18 protein-coding genes and 1 tRNA gene are annotated in these 17,493 nt (G+C 67.8%); 11 read left to right on the forward strand and 8 right to left on the reverse strand.

Translation table 11 applies throughout. From position 1 onward, the window contains the following. Positions 1–20 precede the first annotated feature (20 nt). A complete protein-coding gene (locus tag K2F54_RS02890) occupies positions 21–542 on the forward strand; it encodes a DUF3145 domain-containing protein (protein ID WP_220604323.1) in 522 nt (173 codons plus the stop codon). Between the two features lie 42 nt (positions 543–584). On the opposite strand, the gene K2F54_RS02895 is transcribed toward K2F54_RS02890, so the two are convergent. The 6 genes from K2F54_RS02895 to aceE all read right to left on the reverse strand — a co-directional run bounded on the left by K2F54_RS02895 (position 585) and on the right by aceE (position 8,250). Beyond that, entirely contained in the window at positions 585–1,820 is a 1,236-nt protein-coding gene (locus tag K2F54_RS02895; RefSeq protein WP_220604324.1) for a beta-ketoacyl-[acyl-carrier-protein] synthase family protein, read from the reverse strand. Between the two features lie 127 nt (positions 1,821–1,947). Then, complete coding sequence (locus K2F54_RS02900) at positions 1,948–2,196, reverse strand: acyl carrier protein (protein WP_022883990.1); 249 nt, start codon at positions 2,194–2,196, stop codon at positions 1,948–1,950. A gap of 62 nt (positions 2,197–2,258) precedes the next feature. After that, complete coding sequence (locus K2F54_RS02905; RefSeq protein ID WP_220604325.1) at positions 2,259–3,260, reverse strand: beta-ketoacyl-ACP synthase III; 1,002 nt, start codon at positions 3,258–3,260, stop codon at positions 2,259–2,261. A 30-nt stretch (positions 3,261–3,290) separates the two neighbouring features. After that, entirely contained in the window at positions 3,291–4,211 is a 921-nt protein-coding gene (locus K2F54_RS02910; protein WP_220604326.1) for an ACP S-malonyltransferase, read from the reverse strand. 101 nt (positions 4,212–4,312) lie between these two features. Then, positions 4,313–5,473 (reverse strand): PucR family transcriptional regulator, encoded by a 1,161-nt coding sequence (locus K2F54_RS02915; protein WP_220604327.1) that lies wholly within the window; start codon positions 5,471–5,473, stop codon positions 4,313–4,315. A 50-nt stretch (positions 5,474–5,523) separates the two neighbouring features. Beyond that, positions 5,524–8,250: a pyruvate dehydrogenase (acetyl-transferring), homodimeric type gene (gene aceE, locus K2F54_RS02920; protein ID WP_220604328.1), complete on the reverse strand. Its 2,727-nt coding sequence runs from the start codon at positions 8,248–8,250 to the stop codon at positions 5,524–5,526. Between the two features lie 245 nt (positions 8,251–8,495). Between aceE and K2F54_RS02925 the strand changes: the two genes are divergently transcribed. From K2F54_RS02925 to K2F54_RS02945, 5 genes are all read left to right on the forward strand, one after another. Next, on the forward strand, positions 8,496–8,963 hold the full coding sequence (locus tag K2F54_RS02925) for a peroxiredoxin (protein WP_220604329.1): 468 nt from the start codon (positions 8,496–8,498) through the stop codon (positions 8,961–8,963). 65 nt (positions 8,964–9,028) lie between these two features. Continuing rightward, positions 9,029–9,101 (forward strand) — tRNA-Val (locus K2F54_RS02930). 66 nt (positions 9,102–9,167) lie between these two features. Further along, positions 9,168–9,881: a GAF and ANTAR domain-containing protein gene (locus K2F54_RS02935; protein WP_220604330.1), complete on the forward strand. Its 714-nt coding sequence runs from the start codon at positions 9,168–9,170 to the stop codon at positions 9,879–9,881. Between the two features lie 7 nt (positions 9,882–9,888). Beyond that, the gene (locus tag K2F54_RS02940) at positions 9,889–10,599 is read left to right on the forward strand and encodes a GAF and ANTAR domain-containing protein (protein WP_220604331.1); all 711 of its coding nucleotides are present in this window, start codon (positions 9,889–9,891) and stop codon (positions 10,597–10,599) included. Positions 10,600–10,681: 82 nt separating this feature from the next. Further along, the gene (locus K2F54_RS02945; protein ID WP_220604332.1) at positions 10,682–11,020 is read left to right on the forward strand and encodes a hypothetical protein; all 339 of its coding nucleotides are present in this window, start codon (positions 10,682–10,684) and stop codon (positions 11,018–11,020) included. Between the two features lie 37 nt (positions 11,021–11,057). Here the strand turns inward: K2F54_RS02945 and K2F54_RS02950 are convergent, their stop codons facing one another. Both K2F54_RS02950 and K2F54_RS02955 read right to left on the reverse strand, forming a co-directional pair. Continuing rightward, positions 11,058–11,921, reverse strand: a complete 864-nt coding sequence (locus K2F54_RS02950; RefSeq protein WP_220604333.1) for a universal stress protein — start codon at positions 11,919–11,921, stop codon at positions 11,058–11,060. Further along, positions 11,918–12,799, reverse strand: coding sequence for a universal stress protein (locus K2F54_RS02955; protein WP_220604334.1), 882 nt, complete (start codon positions 12,797–12,799; stop codon positions 11,918–11,920). The genes K2F54_RS02950 and K2F54_RS02955 overlap by 4 nt, the downstream gene beginning before the upstream one ends. 140 nt (positions 12,800–12,939) lie before the next feature. On the opposite strand from K2F54_RS02955, the gene K2F54_RS02960 reads away from it, so the two are divergent. The 5 genes from K2F54_RS02960 to K2F54_RS02980 all read left to right on the forward strand — a co-directional run bounded on the left by K2F54_RS02960 (position 12,940) and on the right by K2F54_RS02980 (position 17,479). Beyond that, positions 12,940–14,664 carry a sensor histidine kinase gene (locus tag K2F54_RS02960; RefSeq protein ID WP_220604335.1) on the forward strand — a complete coding sequence of 575 codons (1,725 nt, stop codon included), beginning with the start codon at positions 12,940–12,942 and terminating at the stop codon, positions 14,662–14,664. Beyond that, on the forward strand, positions 14,664–15,293 hold the full coding sequence (locus K2F54_RS02965; RefSeq protein ID WP_220604336.1) for a response regulator: 630 nt from the start codon (positions 14,664–14,666) through the stop codon (positions 15,291–15,293). Before K2F54_RS02960 ends, K2F54_RS02965 begins: the two co-directional genes overlap by 1 nt. Before the next feature lie 6 nt (positions 15,294–15,299). Next, positions 15,300–15,803 carry a DUF427 domain-containing protein gene (locus K2F54_RS02970; RefSeq protein ID WP_220604337.1) on the forward strand — a complete coding sequence of 168 codons (504 nt, stop codon included), beginning with the start codon at positions 15,300–15,302 and terminating at the stop codon, positions 15,801–15,803. A 61-nt stretch (positions 15,804–15,864) separates the two neighbouring features. Further along, positions 15,865–16,686 carry a Nif3-like dinuclear metal center hexameric protein gene (locus K2F54_RS02975; RefSeq protein WP_220604338.1) on the forward strand — a complete coding sequence of 274 codons (822 nt, stop codon included), beginning with the start codon at positions 15,865–15,867 and terminating at the stop codon, positions 16,684–16,686. Between the two features lie 55 nt (positions 16,687–16,741). Beyond that, the gene (locus K2F54_RS02980) at positions 16,742–17,479 is read left to right on the forward strand and encodes a zinc ribbon domain-containing protein (RefSeq protein ID WP_220604339.1); all 738 of its coding nucleotides are present in this window, start codon (positions 16,742–16,744) and stop codon (positions 17,477–17,479) included. The last annotated feature ends 14 nt before the right edge of the window (positions 17,480–17,493 follow it).

The following is a 17,493-nucleotide window of genomic DNA, read 5'->3' on the forward strand; positions in this document are numbered from 1 at the left end:
ACCAGGGAACGGAGAACACGATGACGGCACCCCCCACTCGTCTGCCACCGACAGCACGGGGAGTTTTGTATGTCCATTCGTCGCCGCGCGCCCTCTGCCCGCACGTCGAATGGGCGGCGAGCCGCACCCTGGGCGAACCCGTGAACTTCGACTGGAGCGAACAACCCGTGCTCGCGGGGGCCCAGAGGGCCGAGTTCTTCTGGGAAGGAGCAGAGGGCACCGGCGCGGCGCTGTCGAGCGCGCTGCTGGGCTGGGACCACCTGCGCTTCGAGGTGACGGAGGATCCAGGTCCTGGGCGGGACGGCGGGCGCTGGCTGCACACGCCTGCCCTGGGCATTCATTTCGCGCAGACCGACACCGCGGGCAACATCGTCCTGCCCGAAGACCGGATCCGTGCGGCCATGGCCAGCGCGGGTGGGGACACCGTGCACCTGCACCGCGAACTCCACAGGGCGCTCGGTGCGGACTGGGACGACGAACTGGACGTGTTTCGGCACGCCGGCGACTTCACCAGCGTCGTCTGGCTGCACAGGGTCGGCTGACCGGTCCCTGACGGGGCCGGCCGGCCGACTCAGCCCCGCCGGCTACACCGAGCGGAAGGCCACGACGGCGTTGTGTCCGCCGAAGCCGAAGGAGTTGCTGATGGCCAACAGGTCTCCAGAGCCGAGGGCTCGAGGTGACGTGACGACATCCAGGGGAATCGCCGGGTCCTGTTCGGTCAGGTTGATCGTCGGCGGCAGCATCCGCTCCGACAGTGCCTTGACCGTGAACAGAGCCTCGATGGCTCCGGCGCCACCGAGCAGGTGGCCGGTGGAGGCCTTGGTCGCCGAGACAGGGATGCCGTCCAGCAGGTCGCCGAACACCCGACGCAGGGCGTTGTATTCGGCGATGTCGCCGACCGGGGTGCTGGTCGCGTGCGCGTTGATGTGCATGACGTCGGCCAGATCGGCACCGGCGTTGCTGATCGTCGCGATCATGGCCCTGGCGGCGGCGGACCCCTCGGGGTCGGGGGCGGTGATGTGGTACGCGTCGCTCGTGATCGACCCGCCGACCAGTTCGGCGTAGATGTGTGCTCCGCGGGCCAGGGCGTGTTCCTCGGTCTCGACGACGAGAGCGGCTGCGCCCTCACCGAGGACGAACCCGTCCCGGCTGATGTCATAGGGGCGGGAGGCTGTGGCGGGGTCGTCGTTGCGCTTGGAGAGCGCCTGCATGGCGGCGAAGGAGGCGATCGGGAGCGGGTGGATGGCCGCTTCGGACCCTCCGGCGATGACGACGTCGGCCAGGCCGGCCTGCAGGCGGTTGTACGCGTTCACGAGCGACTCGGTGCTGGAGGCGCACGCCGACACGACGGTGGTGATGCCGGCACGGGCGTGCAGGTCCATGCCGATGGCGGCTCCAGGCCCGTTGGGCATGAGCATCGGCACGGTCATCGGCAGCACGCGGCGGGGTCCGCGTTCGCGCAGGGTGTCCCACGCGTCCAGCAGGGTCCACACTCCGCCGATACCGGTCGCCCAGTCAACGGCGAGACGTTCTGGCTCGACCTCGGGCATGCCGGCGTCGGCCCAGGCCTCACGCCCAGCGATGAGGGCGAACTGGCTGGACGGGTCGAGGCGCTTCGTTTCCTGGCGGGCGAGAACGTCGACGGGACGAACGCGCGCCTGGGCCGCGAAGGTGATGGGGAGCTGCGTGCGCTCTACCCACTCATAGTCGAGAGAGGATGCGCCGGACTCGCCGGCGAGGAGGGCGTTCCAGGTGTCCGTGGCGGTCCCGCCGAGGGGGGACGTGGCACCCAGTCCGGTGACAACGATTTTTTTGGTCATAACAACGACTCTCCGTCAGAGCGTGCGCGAGTGGGTACGAGCGCGAAGCGAGGTGGATACCCCGGATGGAGCGTCCCTGGAGAACGGGCCGGCCGGCCTGCGCCGACCGGCCCGTTCGGGCGTGGACCTAGTCCTGGGCCTTGACGATGAACTCGACGGCGTCGCCGACGGTCTTGAGGTTCTTGACCTCTTCGTCGGGGATCTTGACGTCGAACTTTTCCTCAGCGTTGACGACGATGGTCATCATCGAGATGGAATCGATGTCCAGGTCGTCGGTGAACGACTTGTCCAGCTCAACCGTGTCGGTTGCGATGCCCGTCTCGTCGTTGATGAGTTCGGCCAGGCCGGCAAGAACTTCTTCGGTGGACAATGCCATGTTGTTTCTCCTTGGGGGGTGTCTCGTTTGACCGAGACTCAGTTTAGAGGGACGGGGGGATGCTACGGCAGCACAACTACTTGCGCGCCGTAAACCAGGCCGGCTCCGAAGCCGATCTGGAGGGCGAGGCCACCGCTGAGCTCGGGGTGTTCTTCGAGCAGGCGATGGGTGGCGAGGGGGATCGAGGCGGCCGAGGTGTTCCCGGTCGTGGCGATGTCGCGGGCGATGACAACAGACTCCGGCAGCTTGAGCTGCTTGGCGAACTCATCGACGATACGCATATTGGCCTGGTGGGGGATGAATGCGGCGAGCTGATCAGCGGTGATCCCGGCAGCGGCCAGGGTCTGCTTGGCGATCTTCGCCATATCCCACACGGCCCAGCGGAACACGGTCTGACCCTCCTGACGGAGGGTGGGCCAGTCCTTGTCGCCCCTGCGGTACTCCTGCAGGGTCCCGTTCATGCCCACGGCATCTGCGCGGCCGTCCGAGCCCCACACCGAGGCGGAAATGCCCGGGTAGTCGCTCGGGCCGATGACGACGGCGCCGGCGCCGTCGCCGAGCAGGAACGAGATACTGCGATCGGCGGGGTCGACCAGGTCGGAGAGCTTCTCAGCACCGATGACCAAGGCGTAGTGGGCGGCGCCCGACCTGATCAGGGCATCCGCTTGGGCCACGCCGTAGGCGTAGCCGGCGCAGGCGGCATTGAGGTCGAAGGCTGCGGCCGGCACGGCGCCGATGCGTTCGGCGACGACGGCGGCCATCGACGGCGTCTGGCGGCCGTTGCTGATCGTGGCGATGATGATCGCGTCGATCTGGGACGCGTCGACGCCGCTCTTGACGATCGCTTCGAGGGCCGCGGTGGTGGCCAGGTCGACGGCTTCCACGTCCTGGCTGGCCCTGGTGCGGGTGATGATGCCCGTGCGCTGCTGGATCCACTCATCCGAGGAATCGATCGGCCCGACGAGGTCGTCGTTGGGAACGATGAGGTCCCCGCGGGCGGCGCCGACGGCGAGGATGCGGGTGTACTGGGCACCCTGGGACTGCAGGAGGTGTGGCTGTGTCATTCTTCTCTTCCGGTGGCGATTCTTGCTGATTCAGGCCTGGTGGTCGATCAGATCGTACGCAGCGGGCAGGTCGTCCGGGGTCTTGATGGCCACGCTCGGGATGCCTCGAAGGGCTCGTTTGGCCAAACCGACCAGAGCGCCGGCGGGAGCGACCTCGATGATTCCGGTCACTCCGGCGTCGGCGAAAGCCTGCATGCACAGGTCCCACCGTACCGGCGACGAGACCTGGCCGACGAGCAGGTCGACGAAAGCGGGCCCGTCGGAGACCAGGCTGCCGTCGGAATTGGTCCAGAGCGGCAGCGTCGGCGCGAGGGGAGTCAGTCGGCCGGCCACATCGGCCAGGTGCAGCACCGCCGGCTGCATGTAACGGGTGTGGAACGCTCCGGCGACCTGCAGGGGAACGACCCGGGATTTCGCCGGGGGATTCGCGGCGAGGGCGGCGAGGGCGCCGAGCTCGCCGGCCACCACGATCTGTCCGCCGCCGTTGAAGTTGGCCGGTTCCAGGTCGAGTTCGGCGAGCCTGGCGAGCAGCTCGGCCTCGTCACCGCCGAGTATGGCACTCATGCCGGTGGGCACGAGAGCGGCGGCGGCCTTCATGGCCCGGCCTCGTTCTCCGACGAAGGTCATGGCGTCGGCAGTGCTGAGCACACCGGCTCCGGCGGCAGCCGTGATCTCACCTACCGAGTGCCCGGCGATGCCGCCGATCGCGTCGCGACGGCCGTCGGCGAAGAGGGCGTTCAGGGCGAGCAGTCCGGCCGCGACGATGAGCGGCTGCGCGATCGCCGTGTCACGGATGGTGTCGGCGTCGCCGATGGTTCCCGCCGTGACCAGATCGGTCGACGCCTGCTCTGACATGCTGCGCAGCTGGTCGGCGTACACCGGGTTCTGCAGCCAGGGTTCGAGGAATCCGGGTGTTTGCGAACCCTGACCGGGACAGACGACAACAAGCATTTCCTAAGTCTCCCAACTTGACCCACACAAGGGGTGTGGACAATCTACCGAGTATGCCGGAAACGTTTGTGCGAATGCGCAAACGCCGCGCCAGGGTGTGGTTACCGTCGCCGGCTGGAACCGTCGTGGTCGCTGATGGACCCGATGATCAGGGCCGCCTGGAGGATCAAAGCCTCCCTCGCACCGGTGGCGTCGTACCCGATCACCTCTGAGACCCGTTTGAGCCGGTATCGCACGGTGTTGGGATGCACGAACAGCTCCCTGGCCGTCGCCTCGAGGGAGCGGCCGTTGTCGAGGTAACACCAGAGTGTGGTGAGCAGCTCGGTGGAGTGGGCCTGCAACGGGCGGTAGATGCGGTGGATGAGGGTGGCGCGAGCGAGCGGGTCGCCGGCCAGGGCACGTTCAGGCAGCAGGTCGTCCGCCGACACGGGCCGGGGCGCGTTTCGCCAGGACCTGGCGACGGCGAAACCGGCCAGAGCGGCCTTGGCGCTCTTGGACGCGTCGACCAGGTTGGGCACCTCGTGGCCGAGCACCAGATGGCCGGGGCCGAAGCTGGGCTCCAACTGCAGGGCGATGTCCATGAAGCTGAGGGTCGTGGTGCCCGCGGCCTCGTCGGCCTCCGGCACGGTCGGATGCGCACGGCCGATCACCAGGACCAGCCGGTTGCCCTGCACGCCGATGAGCACGTCCGCGGTCATGTGCCTGGCGGACCGGCGCAGCTGGTCGACGTCGAGCATCTTCGGGGTGGTACCGACGAGGACGCAGACCTCGCCATGGCCGTGCCACCCCAGGGCGGCGATGCGGCTGGGCAGTTCGTCGTCGTATTCGCCGCTGAGGATCGAATCGACCACGAGCGCTTCGAGCCTGGCGTCCCACAGGCCGCGCGCCTCTGCAGCCCTGGCGTAGACATCCGCAGCGCCGAACGCGATCTCCCTGGAGTACAGCAGAATCGCTTCCCGCAGGGTCTCCGAGCCGTCCTTGACACGCTCCTCGACGACCTCGACGGTGACTCGAATCAGTTGCAGCGTCTGCTGCAGGCTGACCGAGCGGAGAAGCTCGCGGGGAGCGGCGCCGAAGACGTCCGCGGCGATCCACGGGGTGGACCGGGGATCGTCGTACCAGGAGATGAAGGACGTGATGCCGGCCTGAGCCACCAGGCCGACGGCGGACCGCCGCCCCGGTGGCATATCGCCGTACCAGGGCAGCGTGTCCTCGAGCCGTTTCAGCGTCGCCGTCGACAGCTCACCTGAAATTGTGCGCAACCAGGTGAGCGTCTGTTCCTTTGTCTTCGGCGACGCGGCCACGTTGTCGGTTAGCTCTCGCCACCGGCCGAGCCGGTGTTGCCGGCCAGCACATCGTGCAGCTTGTACTTGTCGATCGCCTGCTGGATCACGCTGCGGTCCAGTTCGCCGCTGTTGGCCAGCTGCTGCAGGGTGCGCACCACGATCGACGGGCTGTCGATCTTGAAGAACCGGCGTGCTGCCGGACGGGTGTCAGAGAAGCCGAAGTCATCGGCGCCGAGCGTCGCGAAGTCACCGGGCACAAACTGACGGATCTGGTCGGGCACGGCGTGCATGAAGTCGGACACGGCGACGAACGGGCCGGCGGTGTCTGCCAGCTTGTCGGTGACGTATGCGGTCTTCGGTTCTTCGTTCGGGAAGAGGAAGTTGTGCTCCTCGGCGGCCAAGCCGTCCCGGCGCAGTTCGGACCACGAGGTGACCGACCAGACATCGGCGGAGACCCCCCAGTCGGCGGCGAGCAGGGCCTGGGCCTCGAGTGCCCACGGCACCGAAACGCCGGAGGCCAACAGCTGGGCCTTCGGCCCGTCCTGGCCGGACACCGATACCCGGTGGATGCCCCGGATGATGCCGTCGACGTCCACATCGGCCGGTTCGACGGGCTGGACCTGCGGCTCGTTGTACACGGTGATGTAGTACATCACGTTCGGGTCGGTGTGGTCTCCGCCGTACATCCGCTCGAGGCCGGAGCGCACGATGTGCCCGATCTCGTAACCGAATGCGGGGTCGTAGGACACGACAGCGGGGTTCGTCGATGCGAGCAGCGGCGAGTGACCGTCGGCGTGCTGCAGGCCTTCACCGGTGAGCGTGGTGCGGCCGGCCGTCGCGCCGATCATGAACCCGCGGGTCATCTGGTCGCCCGCGGCCCACATGGCGTCGCCGGTGCGCTGGAAACCGAACATGGAATAGAACACGTACACCGGAATGAGCGGTTCGCCCTGGGTGGAGTACGACGTTCCCACGTTAGTGAAGGCCGCGAGTGCCCCGGCCTCGTTGATGCCGACGTGGATGATCTGGCCCTGCGGGCTCTCCTTGTAGGCGAGCAGCTGCGCGTGGTCGACCGAGGTGTAGTGCTGGCCGTTGGGGTTGTAGATCTTCGCGTTCGGGAAGAACGCGTCGATGCCGAAGGTGCGAGCCTCGTCGGGGATGATCGGCACGATGCGGTGACCGAAGTCCTTGGAGCGCAGCAGCTCCTTGAGCAGTCGGACGAACGCCATCGTGGTGGCGATCTCCTGCGTGCCAGAACCCTTCTTCGTGACGGCGTAGGTGGAGTCGTCCGGCAGGTTGATCTGGGTGTACTTGGTGCGACGCTCCGGCAGGTACCCGCCAAGCGCGCGGCGGCGCTCGTGCATGTACTGGATGGCCTCGTCACCGTCGCCGGGGGTGTAGTACGGCGGCTGGTACGGGTTGGCCTCGAGCTGGGCATCCGTGATCGGCACGTGCATGCTGTCACGGAAGGTCTTGAGGTTGTCCAGAGTCATCTTCTTCATCTGGTGCGTGGCGTTGCGACCCTCGAAGCTCGGGCCGAGGCCGTAGCCCTTGACCGTCTTGGCCAGGATCACGGTCGGCTGGCCCTTGTGCTCCGAGGCGGCCTTGAACGCGGCGTAGACCTTGCGGTAATCGTGGCCACCGCGCTTGAGGTTCCACACCTCGTCGTCGGTGTAGCCCTCGACGAGCTTGAGCGCGCGGGGGTCGCGGCCGAAGAAGTTCTCGCGCACGTATGCGCCGCTCTCGGCCTTGTAGGTCTGGTAGTCGCCATCGGTGGTGACGTTCATCAGGTTGAGCAGCGCACCGTCGGTGTCGCGGGACAGCAGGTCGTCCCACTCGCGGCCCCAGACCACCTTGATGACGTTCCAGCCGGCGCCGCGGAAGAAGCTTTCCAGCTCCTGGATGATCTTGCCGTTACCGCGGACGGGGCCGTCAAGACGCTGCAGGTTGCAGTTGACGATGAAGTTGAGGTTGTCCAGGCCCTCGTTTGCGGCGACCTGGAGCTGGCCGCGGCTCTCGACCTCGTCCATCTCGCCGTCGCCGAGGAACGCCCAGACCTGCTGGTCGCTGGCGTCCTTGATGCCTCGGTTGGTCAGGTAGCGGTTGAGCTGGGCCTGGTAGATCGCGTTGATCGGGCCGAGGCCCATCGACACGGTCGGGAACTGCCAGAATTCCGGCATGAGGCGCGGGTGCGGGTAGGACGAGATGCCGTCGGGAGCGTGCGACTTCTCCTGGCGGAAGCCGTCGAGCTGGTTGGCGCTGAGGCGGCCCTCGAGGAAGGCGCGGGCGTAGGTTCCGGGGGAGGCGTGGCCCTGGATGAAGATCTGGTCGCCGCCGCCGGGGTGATCCTGGCCGCGGAAGAAGTGGTTGAAGCCGATCTCGTAAAGGGCCGCGGAGGACGCGTACGTCGAGATGTGGCCACCGACGGCGATGCCGGGGCGCTGGGCGCGGTGCACGAGCACGGCGGCGTTCCAGCGGATCCAGGCGCGGTAGCGCCGTTCGATGTCTTCATCGCCGGGGAACTCGGGCTCGTTGGTCGAGGCGATGGTGTTGATGTAGTCCGTGGTGGGCACCATCGGAACGTTGAGGTGCAGTTCCTTGGACCTCTTGAGCAGGCTCAACATGATCTCGCGCGCACGGCCGGGGCCGTTCGCGGCGACGAGAGCGTCGAGGGATTGCGACCATTCGCTTGTCTCGTCCGGATCGGCGTCCGAGTTGTCCATGGAGTACGGGTCCTGGTCGTTGACAGTCACACTCGACCTCTTTCTGTAGGGCAGATCGTGCTGGGGGAAGATCATGCCTGGATTAGGCGTGCCGGAGAGAGCTCTGGTCGGGTCACGACCGAAAGGCACCCCGTCAGCCTAGTGATTCTTGCTGGGAAGCGCAGACGGCTGGCCGCCGGCCCGGCCTCGTCCGTGTTGGCGATGCCGAAACGGGAGACTAGGCTGCACTCTCGGATTCAGCCACCGTTTCCCGGTGGCCGGAAAGGACACCCACCATGGCTCTGGAGAACGACACCCAGGCACCCGATTTCGAGCTGGTCAGCCAGTACGGCGAACGCATCCAACTCAGCCGCTACCGGGGTGAGAAATCGGTCGCGCTGGTGTTCTTCCCGCTGGCGTTCTCCGGTATCTGCAGCGGCGAGCTGTGCGAGCTGCGCGATAATCTGGCGCTGTTCGCCGACAACAGCGTCGAACTGATCGGTATCTCGGTCGATTCCCGGCACACGCTCCGGGCCTGGGGGGATGAGCAGGGCTACGGCTTCACCCTCCTCGCCGACTTCTGGCCGCACGGGGCCGTGGCCAAGGAATACGGGGTCTTCCTCGACGAGAAGGGTTTCGCCAACCGGGCGACCTTCCTGATCGATCCCAGCGGAATCATCCGCGCCAGCTTCATCACCGCGCCGGGGGAGGCCCGCTCCCTCGCGGCCTACCGGGCCGCGCTGGCGGAACTGCAGCCGGCCTAGCCTGAGTTGCCGCCCGGGCCTCCCGTGCCGGTAAGCTGTTTCCATCCCGCCGCTCGCGTCGGTCGGGGCCTTTAGCTCAGTTGGTAGAGCGCCACGTTTACACCGTGGATGTCATCGGTTCGAGCCCGGTAGGGCCCACTCTCATCGGTTGCGAGGTCTGCGTGGCGACACCGCGACAAGACCGTTCGCCGCAAGGGATCCCGGATGCCTGATCGATCGGCACTCGCCGCCGCCGCCGAGGAACTGTCGACTGCTGTCGATCGTGGTCGGAGCCTGTGCCGGCCGTTCCTGAGGGTGCTGCCGGTCGTCGGGGCGGCCGTGTCCACGCTGGGCGCCCCATTCGGTTCAGAGACGGTGTGCGCCACCGACGCGCAGGCCGCCAGGCTGGACGAACTCCAATTCGACCTCGGTGAAGGGCCGTGCTGGCAGGCCTTGACGGAACGTCGCCCGGTCCTGACCGCGAAGCTGGACCGGGAATCCGACCGGTGGCCGCTGTTCACAGCGGCCCTCGCCGGGTTCGACGTCTGCGCGATGTTCGCCTTTCCGTTGACCCTGGGCTCCCTGAACATCGGCGCCGTCGATCTCTACAGCGATCAGGAGCGCACGCTGTCGACCGCTCAGGTACAGGACGCCGTGACCCTGGCCGAGATCTGCACCCGCCAGGTGCTGCGGCGGGCGCTGACCGAGTCGCCCGTGCAGCGGGGCGAGGAGGACCCGGACGGGTTCTCCCGTCGGGAGGTGCACCAGGCGACGGGCATGGTGTTGGCCCAGCTGGGACTCACCGCGGCTGACGCCCTGCTCGTGATCAACGCGTACGCCTTCGCGCGGGGCATGACGGTGCGGCGCGTCGCGGCCGATATCGTGGCCCGCCGGGTCGACGTGGCCGAGGACTGGGCACCTCCGGCCGGTTCATTATGATGTAGGCATGGCGACCAAGACCCGTGAAGGCCAACTCGTTGAGGCCTTCGTGACGCTCGCCGACACTCTCGTCGTCGGCTACGACGTCGTCGACCTGCTGCACACCCTGGTGTCCCACTGTGTGCCTCTGTTCGACGCGTCCGCCGCAGGGATCATCCTCACCGACGACGAAGAATTCGAGGTTGTGGCCTCCACGAACGAGCGCAGCCGGCTGGTGGAGATCCTGCAGCTGCGCAGCGGCAGTGGTCCCTGTGTTCAGAGCGTTGTCACCGGGCACGCCGTGTCCGTCCCGGACATCCGCGCGTCTGGGCCGAAGTGGCCACGGTTTCGCCAGGGCGCGCTCGAGCAGGGTTTCTCCTCGATGTTCTCGGTGCCCATGCGGCTGCGGGACACCACGATCGGTTCACTCAACCTGTTCTGGGATCGGACGGGTGGATTGCCGGTCGAGGACGCGCCGACCGTGCAGGCCCTCGCCGATGTCGCGACGATCGGTATTCTGCAGGAACGAGCCCTGAGACAGAGTGACCTGGCGCGGCAGCAGCTGCAGTACGCCCTGAGTAGCCGCGTCGTGATCGAACAGGCCAAGGGTGTCGTGGCCTATACCCACTCGGTGAACATGGACGAGGCCTTCACCCTGATCCGCCAGCACGCCAGGTCGAACGGGTTGGCGCTGGCCGACGTGGCAGCGCGGATCGTCAGCTCAGACCTCGCCTTATGACTCCGACGGTCGTAGGATAACGCCATAGCCCCAGACCCCGGCTACGGCACATCATCTTCTCGTGAGTCTGCAGGGGTCAATCATGAAACGCATCTACCATCCGGGCGGGTCTGTCGTCACCGGCAGCGATCTCGCCGACGCCGTCATGCTCTACGCCGAGGCTTTGAGCAACCGCCACGAGACCGACGTCGTGGACATCCCGGTGATCGCCGATGACGGGAGCCAGGGTCGAGCCCAGTTCCTCATCGGCAGGTCCAGTCAACTGGTCAGCGTGACCAGTGCCGACGGTGTGCTCGAGCTGACCGAAGCGTCGACCACGACGTCGCTGCGGAACAAGGTGCGCTCGGGCTCGGTTCCTGCGTCCCTGGCCTGGGCCGGCGCCCCTGCGGGCTCACCGCAGTTCGACGAATTCGACTACTGACCGGACGGCTCCGCCTCTTGCTGTCGCAGGCGCTGTCCTAGTAGGCGCTGACCGTTGACGCCAGCGTGCCGCTCGAATTGGCGGCGCCCGTTCCCCTGGCAATCAGCACCGGGACGTTGATGTTCATCAGCACGTCGTGGGTGACGGAGCCGATCAGCGCGCTCTCGCCGTGCCGCGTCGACACACCGAGGATGAGCAGGGCGGCATCGAAGCTGGCATCCAGCAGGGCCTCCGCCGGGTCGCGGTGGGCCACCCGACGCCGCACCGTGATCCGCGGCGCCGTGGCGGATGCGACGGCGGCGGCGTTCAGAAGCACGCGCGCGGACTGCGGGTTGCGATCGTCCGCGGCCTCGGCCCTGGCGCCGGGCGCATAGACCAACAGCAGATCCTGGTCGAGGCGGCTCGCCTCCTGGGCGCCCATCTGCACGGCGGGGATGCAGCCGTCGCCGCCGTCGACACCGACCACGATGTCGTGGCGGGACTCCAGGGTGGTGTCGGGAACGATGGCCACGGAGCACCGGGCCGCCGAGGCGATCTGCACGCTGCGGGACCCGAGGACTCGACCACGAAGGAACCCGGTCTTGTGGGTACCCACGATCAGCAGGTCCTCCGGCCGGGGCAGCCGGGCCAACTCCCACGCCGTTCCGCCGTGCACGATCCGGGTGCTCAGGGCGACCCCGGTATGCAGGGCCTGGACACGGTCCGATTCCTCGGCGAGGAGTTCCTTCGCCTGGTGTTCGGCATCGGCGGCGGCGTCACGGCCGATGCGGCCCCACTCGTCATCGACGGTATTGACCAACACCACGGTCGCGTCGCACTCGGCGGCTCGACGCACCCCCCAACGCAGGGCGGCGCGGCTGGGGCCGGATCCATCGACACCGATGTAATACGTGACCGTCATCTGGACCCCCGGGCGGACTCGTCGGCGACACCATGGGCACTGCGCGGTACGACGGTCACCGGGCAGGGCATGTTCAGGAGCACGTCGTGACTGACCGAGCCGAGAATGAGGCCGGCGATGGCGCCACGGCCGTGCGATCCGACGACGAGGACGGCCGCAGACGAGGCGGCATCGACCAGAGCCGGCGCGGCGGCGCCCTGCATCAGGACGGTGGATGCGGTGAGCGCCGGGTGCGTTGCCCTGACCCGGGCGAGGGCGCGCACCAGGATCTCCTCGTGGGCCTCGATCAGGGCGTCGAACGGGACCGCGGCCCCGAAGTCCACGCCGAGGGTGGCCGGAATCGACCAGGCGTGAACGAGGACGAGGGGAAGAGAGCGAGTCTCGGCCTCAGCCGCGGCGACGGCGAGTGGGGCGTCGACGGTGTCGTCGTCCTCCACGCCGACCACCACGCTGTCGCCCCCGGGAGTCCAGCCGGTGGGGACGACGGTGACGGCGCACTTGGCGTGTGCGGCCAGGCGCAGCGGCAGAGTGCCGTGCACGGCGCCGACGAGCAGGCCGGTCTTGTTGGTGCCGACGACGAGGCGGTCGGCATCCGCTGACGCGCGCACCAGCTCATCGACCGGGGCGCCCCTGCGCACGATACTGGTGGTCTTCAACCTGGGGTCGGTGCGCTGCACGACGCCGGCGGCCTCCGCCAACGCCCGCTCGTACGCCGGCTGGAAGTCATCGGCAGGACCGTCCACCGGCGACCAGCCGAGTTCGACCACCGTGGTCAGTTCCAGATGGAGGGGAACGGTGGCGGCCCGCTCCAGCGCCCACTCGAGGGCGGCGCGACTCGCGGGACCCCCGTCGACGGCTACGATCACTCTCTCAACCATGAGTCGATCTCCAGTTCTTCCCGGGGTGCGTCGGGAGATGTCACCTAGTCAGACTGCGCTCACGACCGGGATTTCGAAAGGGCCGAAGGTCCCAGTCAGCTACACTTTCAGCTAGCGCCGACCGAAAGGGGACGTATTCTGTGACCGCTCCTGAGACCAGGCTCTCCTTTCCCGACGGTCCGCGGTCAGCCCTCGATCAGGCGCTGACCGAACTCGTCGTGAACGCGCAGAAGGTCCTCGCCACCCAGGGTCGCCTCCGCAGCCTCCTGCAGGCCAGTCAGGCCGTCGTCGAGGAGCTCGATCTCGCGGCCGTGCTCCGTCGCATCGTCGACGTCGCCGTCGACCTGGTCGGTGCCCAGTACGGGGCGCTCGGTGTCATCGCTCCGAGCGGTAACCTCGAGCAGTTCATCCACGTGGGCATCCCCGACGACCTGGCGGCCCGTATCGGCCAGCTCCCCGCCGGGCACGGACTTCTCGGCGCGCTCATCGACGATCCGCACGCCATCCGGCTGACCCACCTGGGCGACGACCCCCGGTCCTCGGGTTTCCCCGCGCACCACCCGCCCATGGACAGCTTCCTCGGCGTGCCCGTCCGAGTCCGGGGCGAGGTGTACGGCAACCTCTATCTCTCCAACCAGGCGTCGGGCGCGTTCAGCGAAGAAGACGAGGAACTGTTGACCGCGCTGGCCGCCACCGCGGGCATCGCGATCGATAATGCCAGGCTCTTCGACGAGACCAGGCGACGCCAGCGCTGGTCGGCCGCCTCGGCCGAGATCAGCGCTGCGCTGCTCTCCGACCGGGCGGATGCGTCCCTCGAGCTGCTCGCCGAACGATTCGCCTCCCTGGCGGATGCCGACCTGGTCTGCGTCGTCCTGGCCGCGGGCACCGGTACGCTCATCGTCGACACGGCGCGCGGCACCAGGGGCAAGCAGGTCAAGGGCCTGGTGATACCGTCGGCCGGAACCACGGTGGGGCGTGCGTTCGACAGCGGACAGCCGATCCTCACTGCCGACGGCGGGGCCAGCCTCGACCAGCCGGACGCCAAACTCGTGCTCGGGCCGACGATGGTGATCCCCCTGCTCGCCGCCGGCCGGACCCACGGCGTGATGACGGTGTCACGGTCCACCGGGCGACCCCGCTTCACCACGAGCGACCTGGAGATGGCGGCCGACTTCGCAGGTCAGGCCAGTGTGGCCCTGGAGCTGGCCAGGGGGCGTAGCGCCGGCCAGAAGCTCGCCCTATTCGAAGACCGCAGCCGGATCGCCAGGGACCTGCACGACAACGTCATCCAGCGGGTGTTCGCCGCGGGCATCGGACTGCAGGCCATCAGCGGCTCGGTGGAAGACCCCGATGTGCGTGAACGCATCATCGAGGAAGTCGTCGCACTCGATGTCGCCATCGTGGAGATCCGCACGGCCATTTTCGCCCTCACCGCGCAGACCAGCCGCGACCGCGGCTCCATCCGCCACCGGGTCATCGACCTGCTCAGCGAACTCGCCTCCCTGTTCGAGCAGACCCCGCGCTTGGTCTTCACCGGCCCGATCGACCTGCTCACTCCGCCGGCGATGTCCGACGACATCGCCGCGGTCATCCGCGAGGGCCTGATGAACGTCGTGAGGCATGCCGAAGCCACCGAAACAGTCGTGAACCTGAGCGTGGGCGACGACCTCGTGGTGATCGAAATCGTCGACAACGGAGTCGGCGTGGTCGAATCGGACCGCCGGAGCGGCCTGGCGAACCTGTCCGCCAGGGCTGAGCAGTGGGGCGGTGACGTCGTGCTGGAGAACAGGGCCAGGGGCGGCAGCCGGCTGCGGTGGACCGCACAGATTGAACCCGAACCTGTACCTGTACGAAAGGAATCGTGATGATCAGAGTCTTCCTGGTGGACGACCATGAGGTCGTGCGACGCGGAATCGCCGACATGATCAACGCCGAACCGGACCTCGAGGTGGTGGGCGAAGCGGCCACCGCCCGTCAGGCCGTCGCTCGCGTTGCCGCCACGGTGCCTGACGTCGCCGTGCTCGATGTCCGCCTGCCGGACGGCAGCGGCATCGACGTGTGCCGCGCCATCCGTTCGGCCAATCCGGTGGTGCAGTGCCTGATGCTGACGGCCTACGACGACGACAAGGCCAGCTATTCCGCTGTTCTCGCCGGCGCGTCCGGCTACGTGCTCAAGGACATCCGCGGCCAGCACCTCGTCGAGTCGATCCGTCGTGTCGCCAGGGGGGAGTCCCTCGTGCAGAAGGCCGTCACTCGCAAGGTCGTGACCGAACTGACCGGCACCGCGGCGGATTCGCCGGCCTCCAACCTCACCACGCGGGAACGCCAGGTTCTCGAACTCATCGCTGAGGGGCTCACCAACCGTCAGATCGGTGACCAGCTCGACCTGGCCGAGAAGACGGTCAAGAACTACGTGTCCGGGCTGCTGGCCAAGCTCGGGATGGCCAGGCGCACCCAGGCGGCCGTGTACGGCGCCGGCCTGCGACCCCGGTAACCGGCGATGAGTCGCGTCGATCGGCGCCGGGTGGCGCCGGGCCCCGGCCAGGAGTCGGTGTGGGACTACCCGCGTCCGCCCAGGGTGGAAGCCAGCCGGGAACACATCGTGTTGCGCTTCAACAATCGGGCGATCCTCGATACCCGCACCAGCGTGCGCGTGCTGGAAACCAGCCATCCGCCGACGTACTACCTCCCCAGGGGCGATTTCGCCGCCGGGGTGCTGCAGCCGGCGCACGGTCACAGCGTGTGTGAGTACAAGGGCCTGGCCGCCTATCTCTCCATCGTCGTCGGCGATCGACAGGCCGATGGTGTGGCGTGGTACTACCCCGATCCGGAGCCGGCTTTTGTCGACCTCGCCGACATGGTGGCCGTGTACCCCGGCCGCCTGGACGAGTGCCTGGTGGACGGCGAGATCGTGCGACCGCAGCCTGGCGGGTTCTACGGCGGCTGGATCACCGACCGGATCGTCGGGCCGTTCAAGGGCGCCCCCGGCACCCTGGGCTGGTAGCCAGACCGGCTGGTGACCGAGACCAGAGGGCACGACGTCGCCCGCCTAGTAGGCTGGTGCGGTGTCCTTCTCGCTTGCTGATGTAGCCCGGATCGCCCACGACCTGTGGCCGCTGGCCGGTGCAGAGGAGTGGGACGCCCCCGGCCTGGTCAGCGGTGACCCCTCCCGCACGGTGGAGTCCATCCTGCTGGCCGTCGATGTCGTCTCTGACACCGTGGCGGAGGCCGTGGACGGGGGAGTCGACCTCCTTCTGGCCCACCATCCGCTTCTGCTGCGCGGGGTCACCAGCGTCGCAGAGGACCGCTACAAGGGCGCACTGCTGGCGCGCCTGATCAGGGCCGACTGTGCCGTGCTGGCCGCGCACACCAACGCGGACGTCGTCGCCGACGGGGTCTCCGACGTGTTCGCTCAGCGGCTGGGGCTGACCGATGTTCGTCCGATCACCACCGGCAGCACGGCGGGCACCGGTATCGGCCGGGTCGGACGCCTGCCGGAACCGGTCAGCCTCGGCGCCCTCGCCCGGCAGCTGGCGGAGCTCATCCCGCCCACGGCATCCGGCATCCGGGTCGCCGGCGGCTACTCCGACCTGATCCAGACCGTGGCCCTGTGCGGCGGCGCAGGGGACTCCCTGCTCAGGGAACCGCTCGTGCACACCGCCGATGTGTTCATCACCTCCGACCTCCGCCACCACCCCGCGTCGGAGTCGAGGGAACAGACCCTCCTCGCCGGGGTTGGCCCCGCACTCATCGACGTGTCACACTGGGCCAGCGAATGGCTCTGGCTGGACACCGCGGCGGCGCAACTCGCCGCGAAATTGCCCGGCGTGCGCATCCTCGTCAGCGACCTGCGCACCGATCCGTGGGATTTCGTCGTCACCCAGTGAAACCGGCCCACCCCCCAGTTTTTTTCAACTCCATAATCATGAAGGTCAGGTCATTGTGAAGGCATCTCCAGTTGAGCAGAAGGAGCTCCTGCGGCTCCAGGCCATGGACACCAAGATTCAGCAGGTCGAACACCAGGCCAAGGCGCTTCCGCAGCACGCCGAGCTCACCGCTCTCGGCCGCACCCTCGACGCCTCCAGAACCGTGCTGACGTCCCGCACCGGAGACGTCGAAGACGCCCGGATCGAGCTGCGACGGATCGAATCGGATGTCGAGGTCGTCGAGAAGCGGATCCAGAGGGACACCGAACGGGCCCAGCACACGTCCTCGATCAAAGACGTCCAGGCCCTCGAGACCGAACTCGCCGCGTTGGGCAAGCGCCTGACCGCACTCGAAGAAATCGAACTCGCCGTCATGGAGCGCCTCGAGGAGAAGGAGGCGCTGGTCGCAGAGACCGCGGCGGAGCGGGCCACGGTCACGGCCCAGGTGGCCGGGATCGAAGCCGAACGGGACGCCCTCCTGCAGGACCTCAATCGTCAGCTCGGCGAGCTGGCCAGGGACCGGGCGGCGATAGCGTCCGCCATCGGAGCCGATCTGGCTGCGCTGTACGAAAAACGCCGCGTTCTCGGTCGCGGCAACGCTGCCGCGCTCCTGCGGGCTCGTACCTGCAGCGGGTGCACCATGACCCTCACCGGCAGCGACCTCGAAGACGTGCGCGCGGCCCCCGCCGACGACATCGTTTTCTGCCCGGATTGCGGTGCGGTGCTGGTGCGGACGGAAGAATCCGGCATCTGAGCTGGCGCGGCGCG

It is taken from the genome of Cryobacterium inferilacus (assembly GCF_019599185.1).
In the GTDB taxonomy this organism is placed as follows: domain Bacteria; phylum Actinomycetota; class Actinomycetes; order Actinomycetales; family Microbacteriaceae; genus Cryobacterium; species Cryobacterium inferilacus.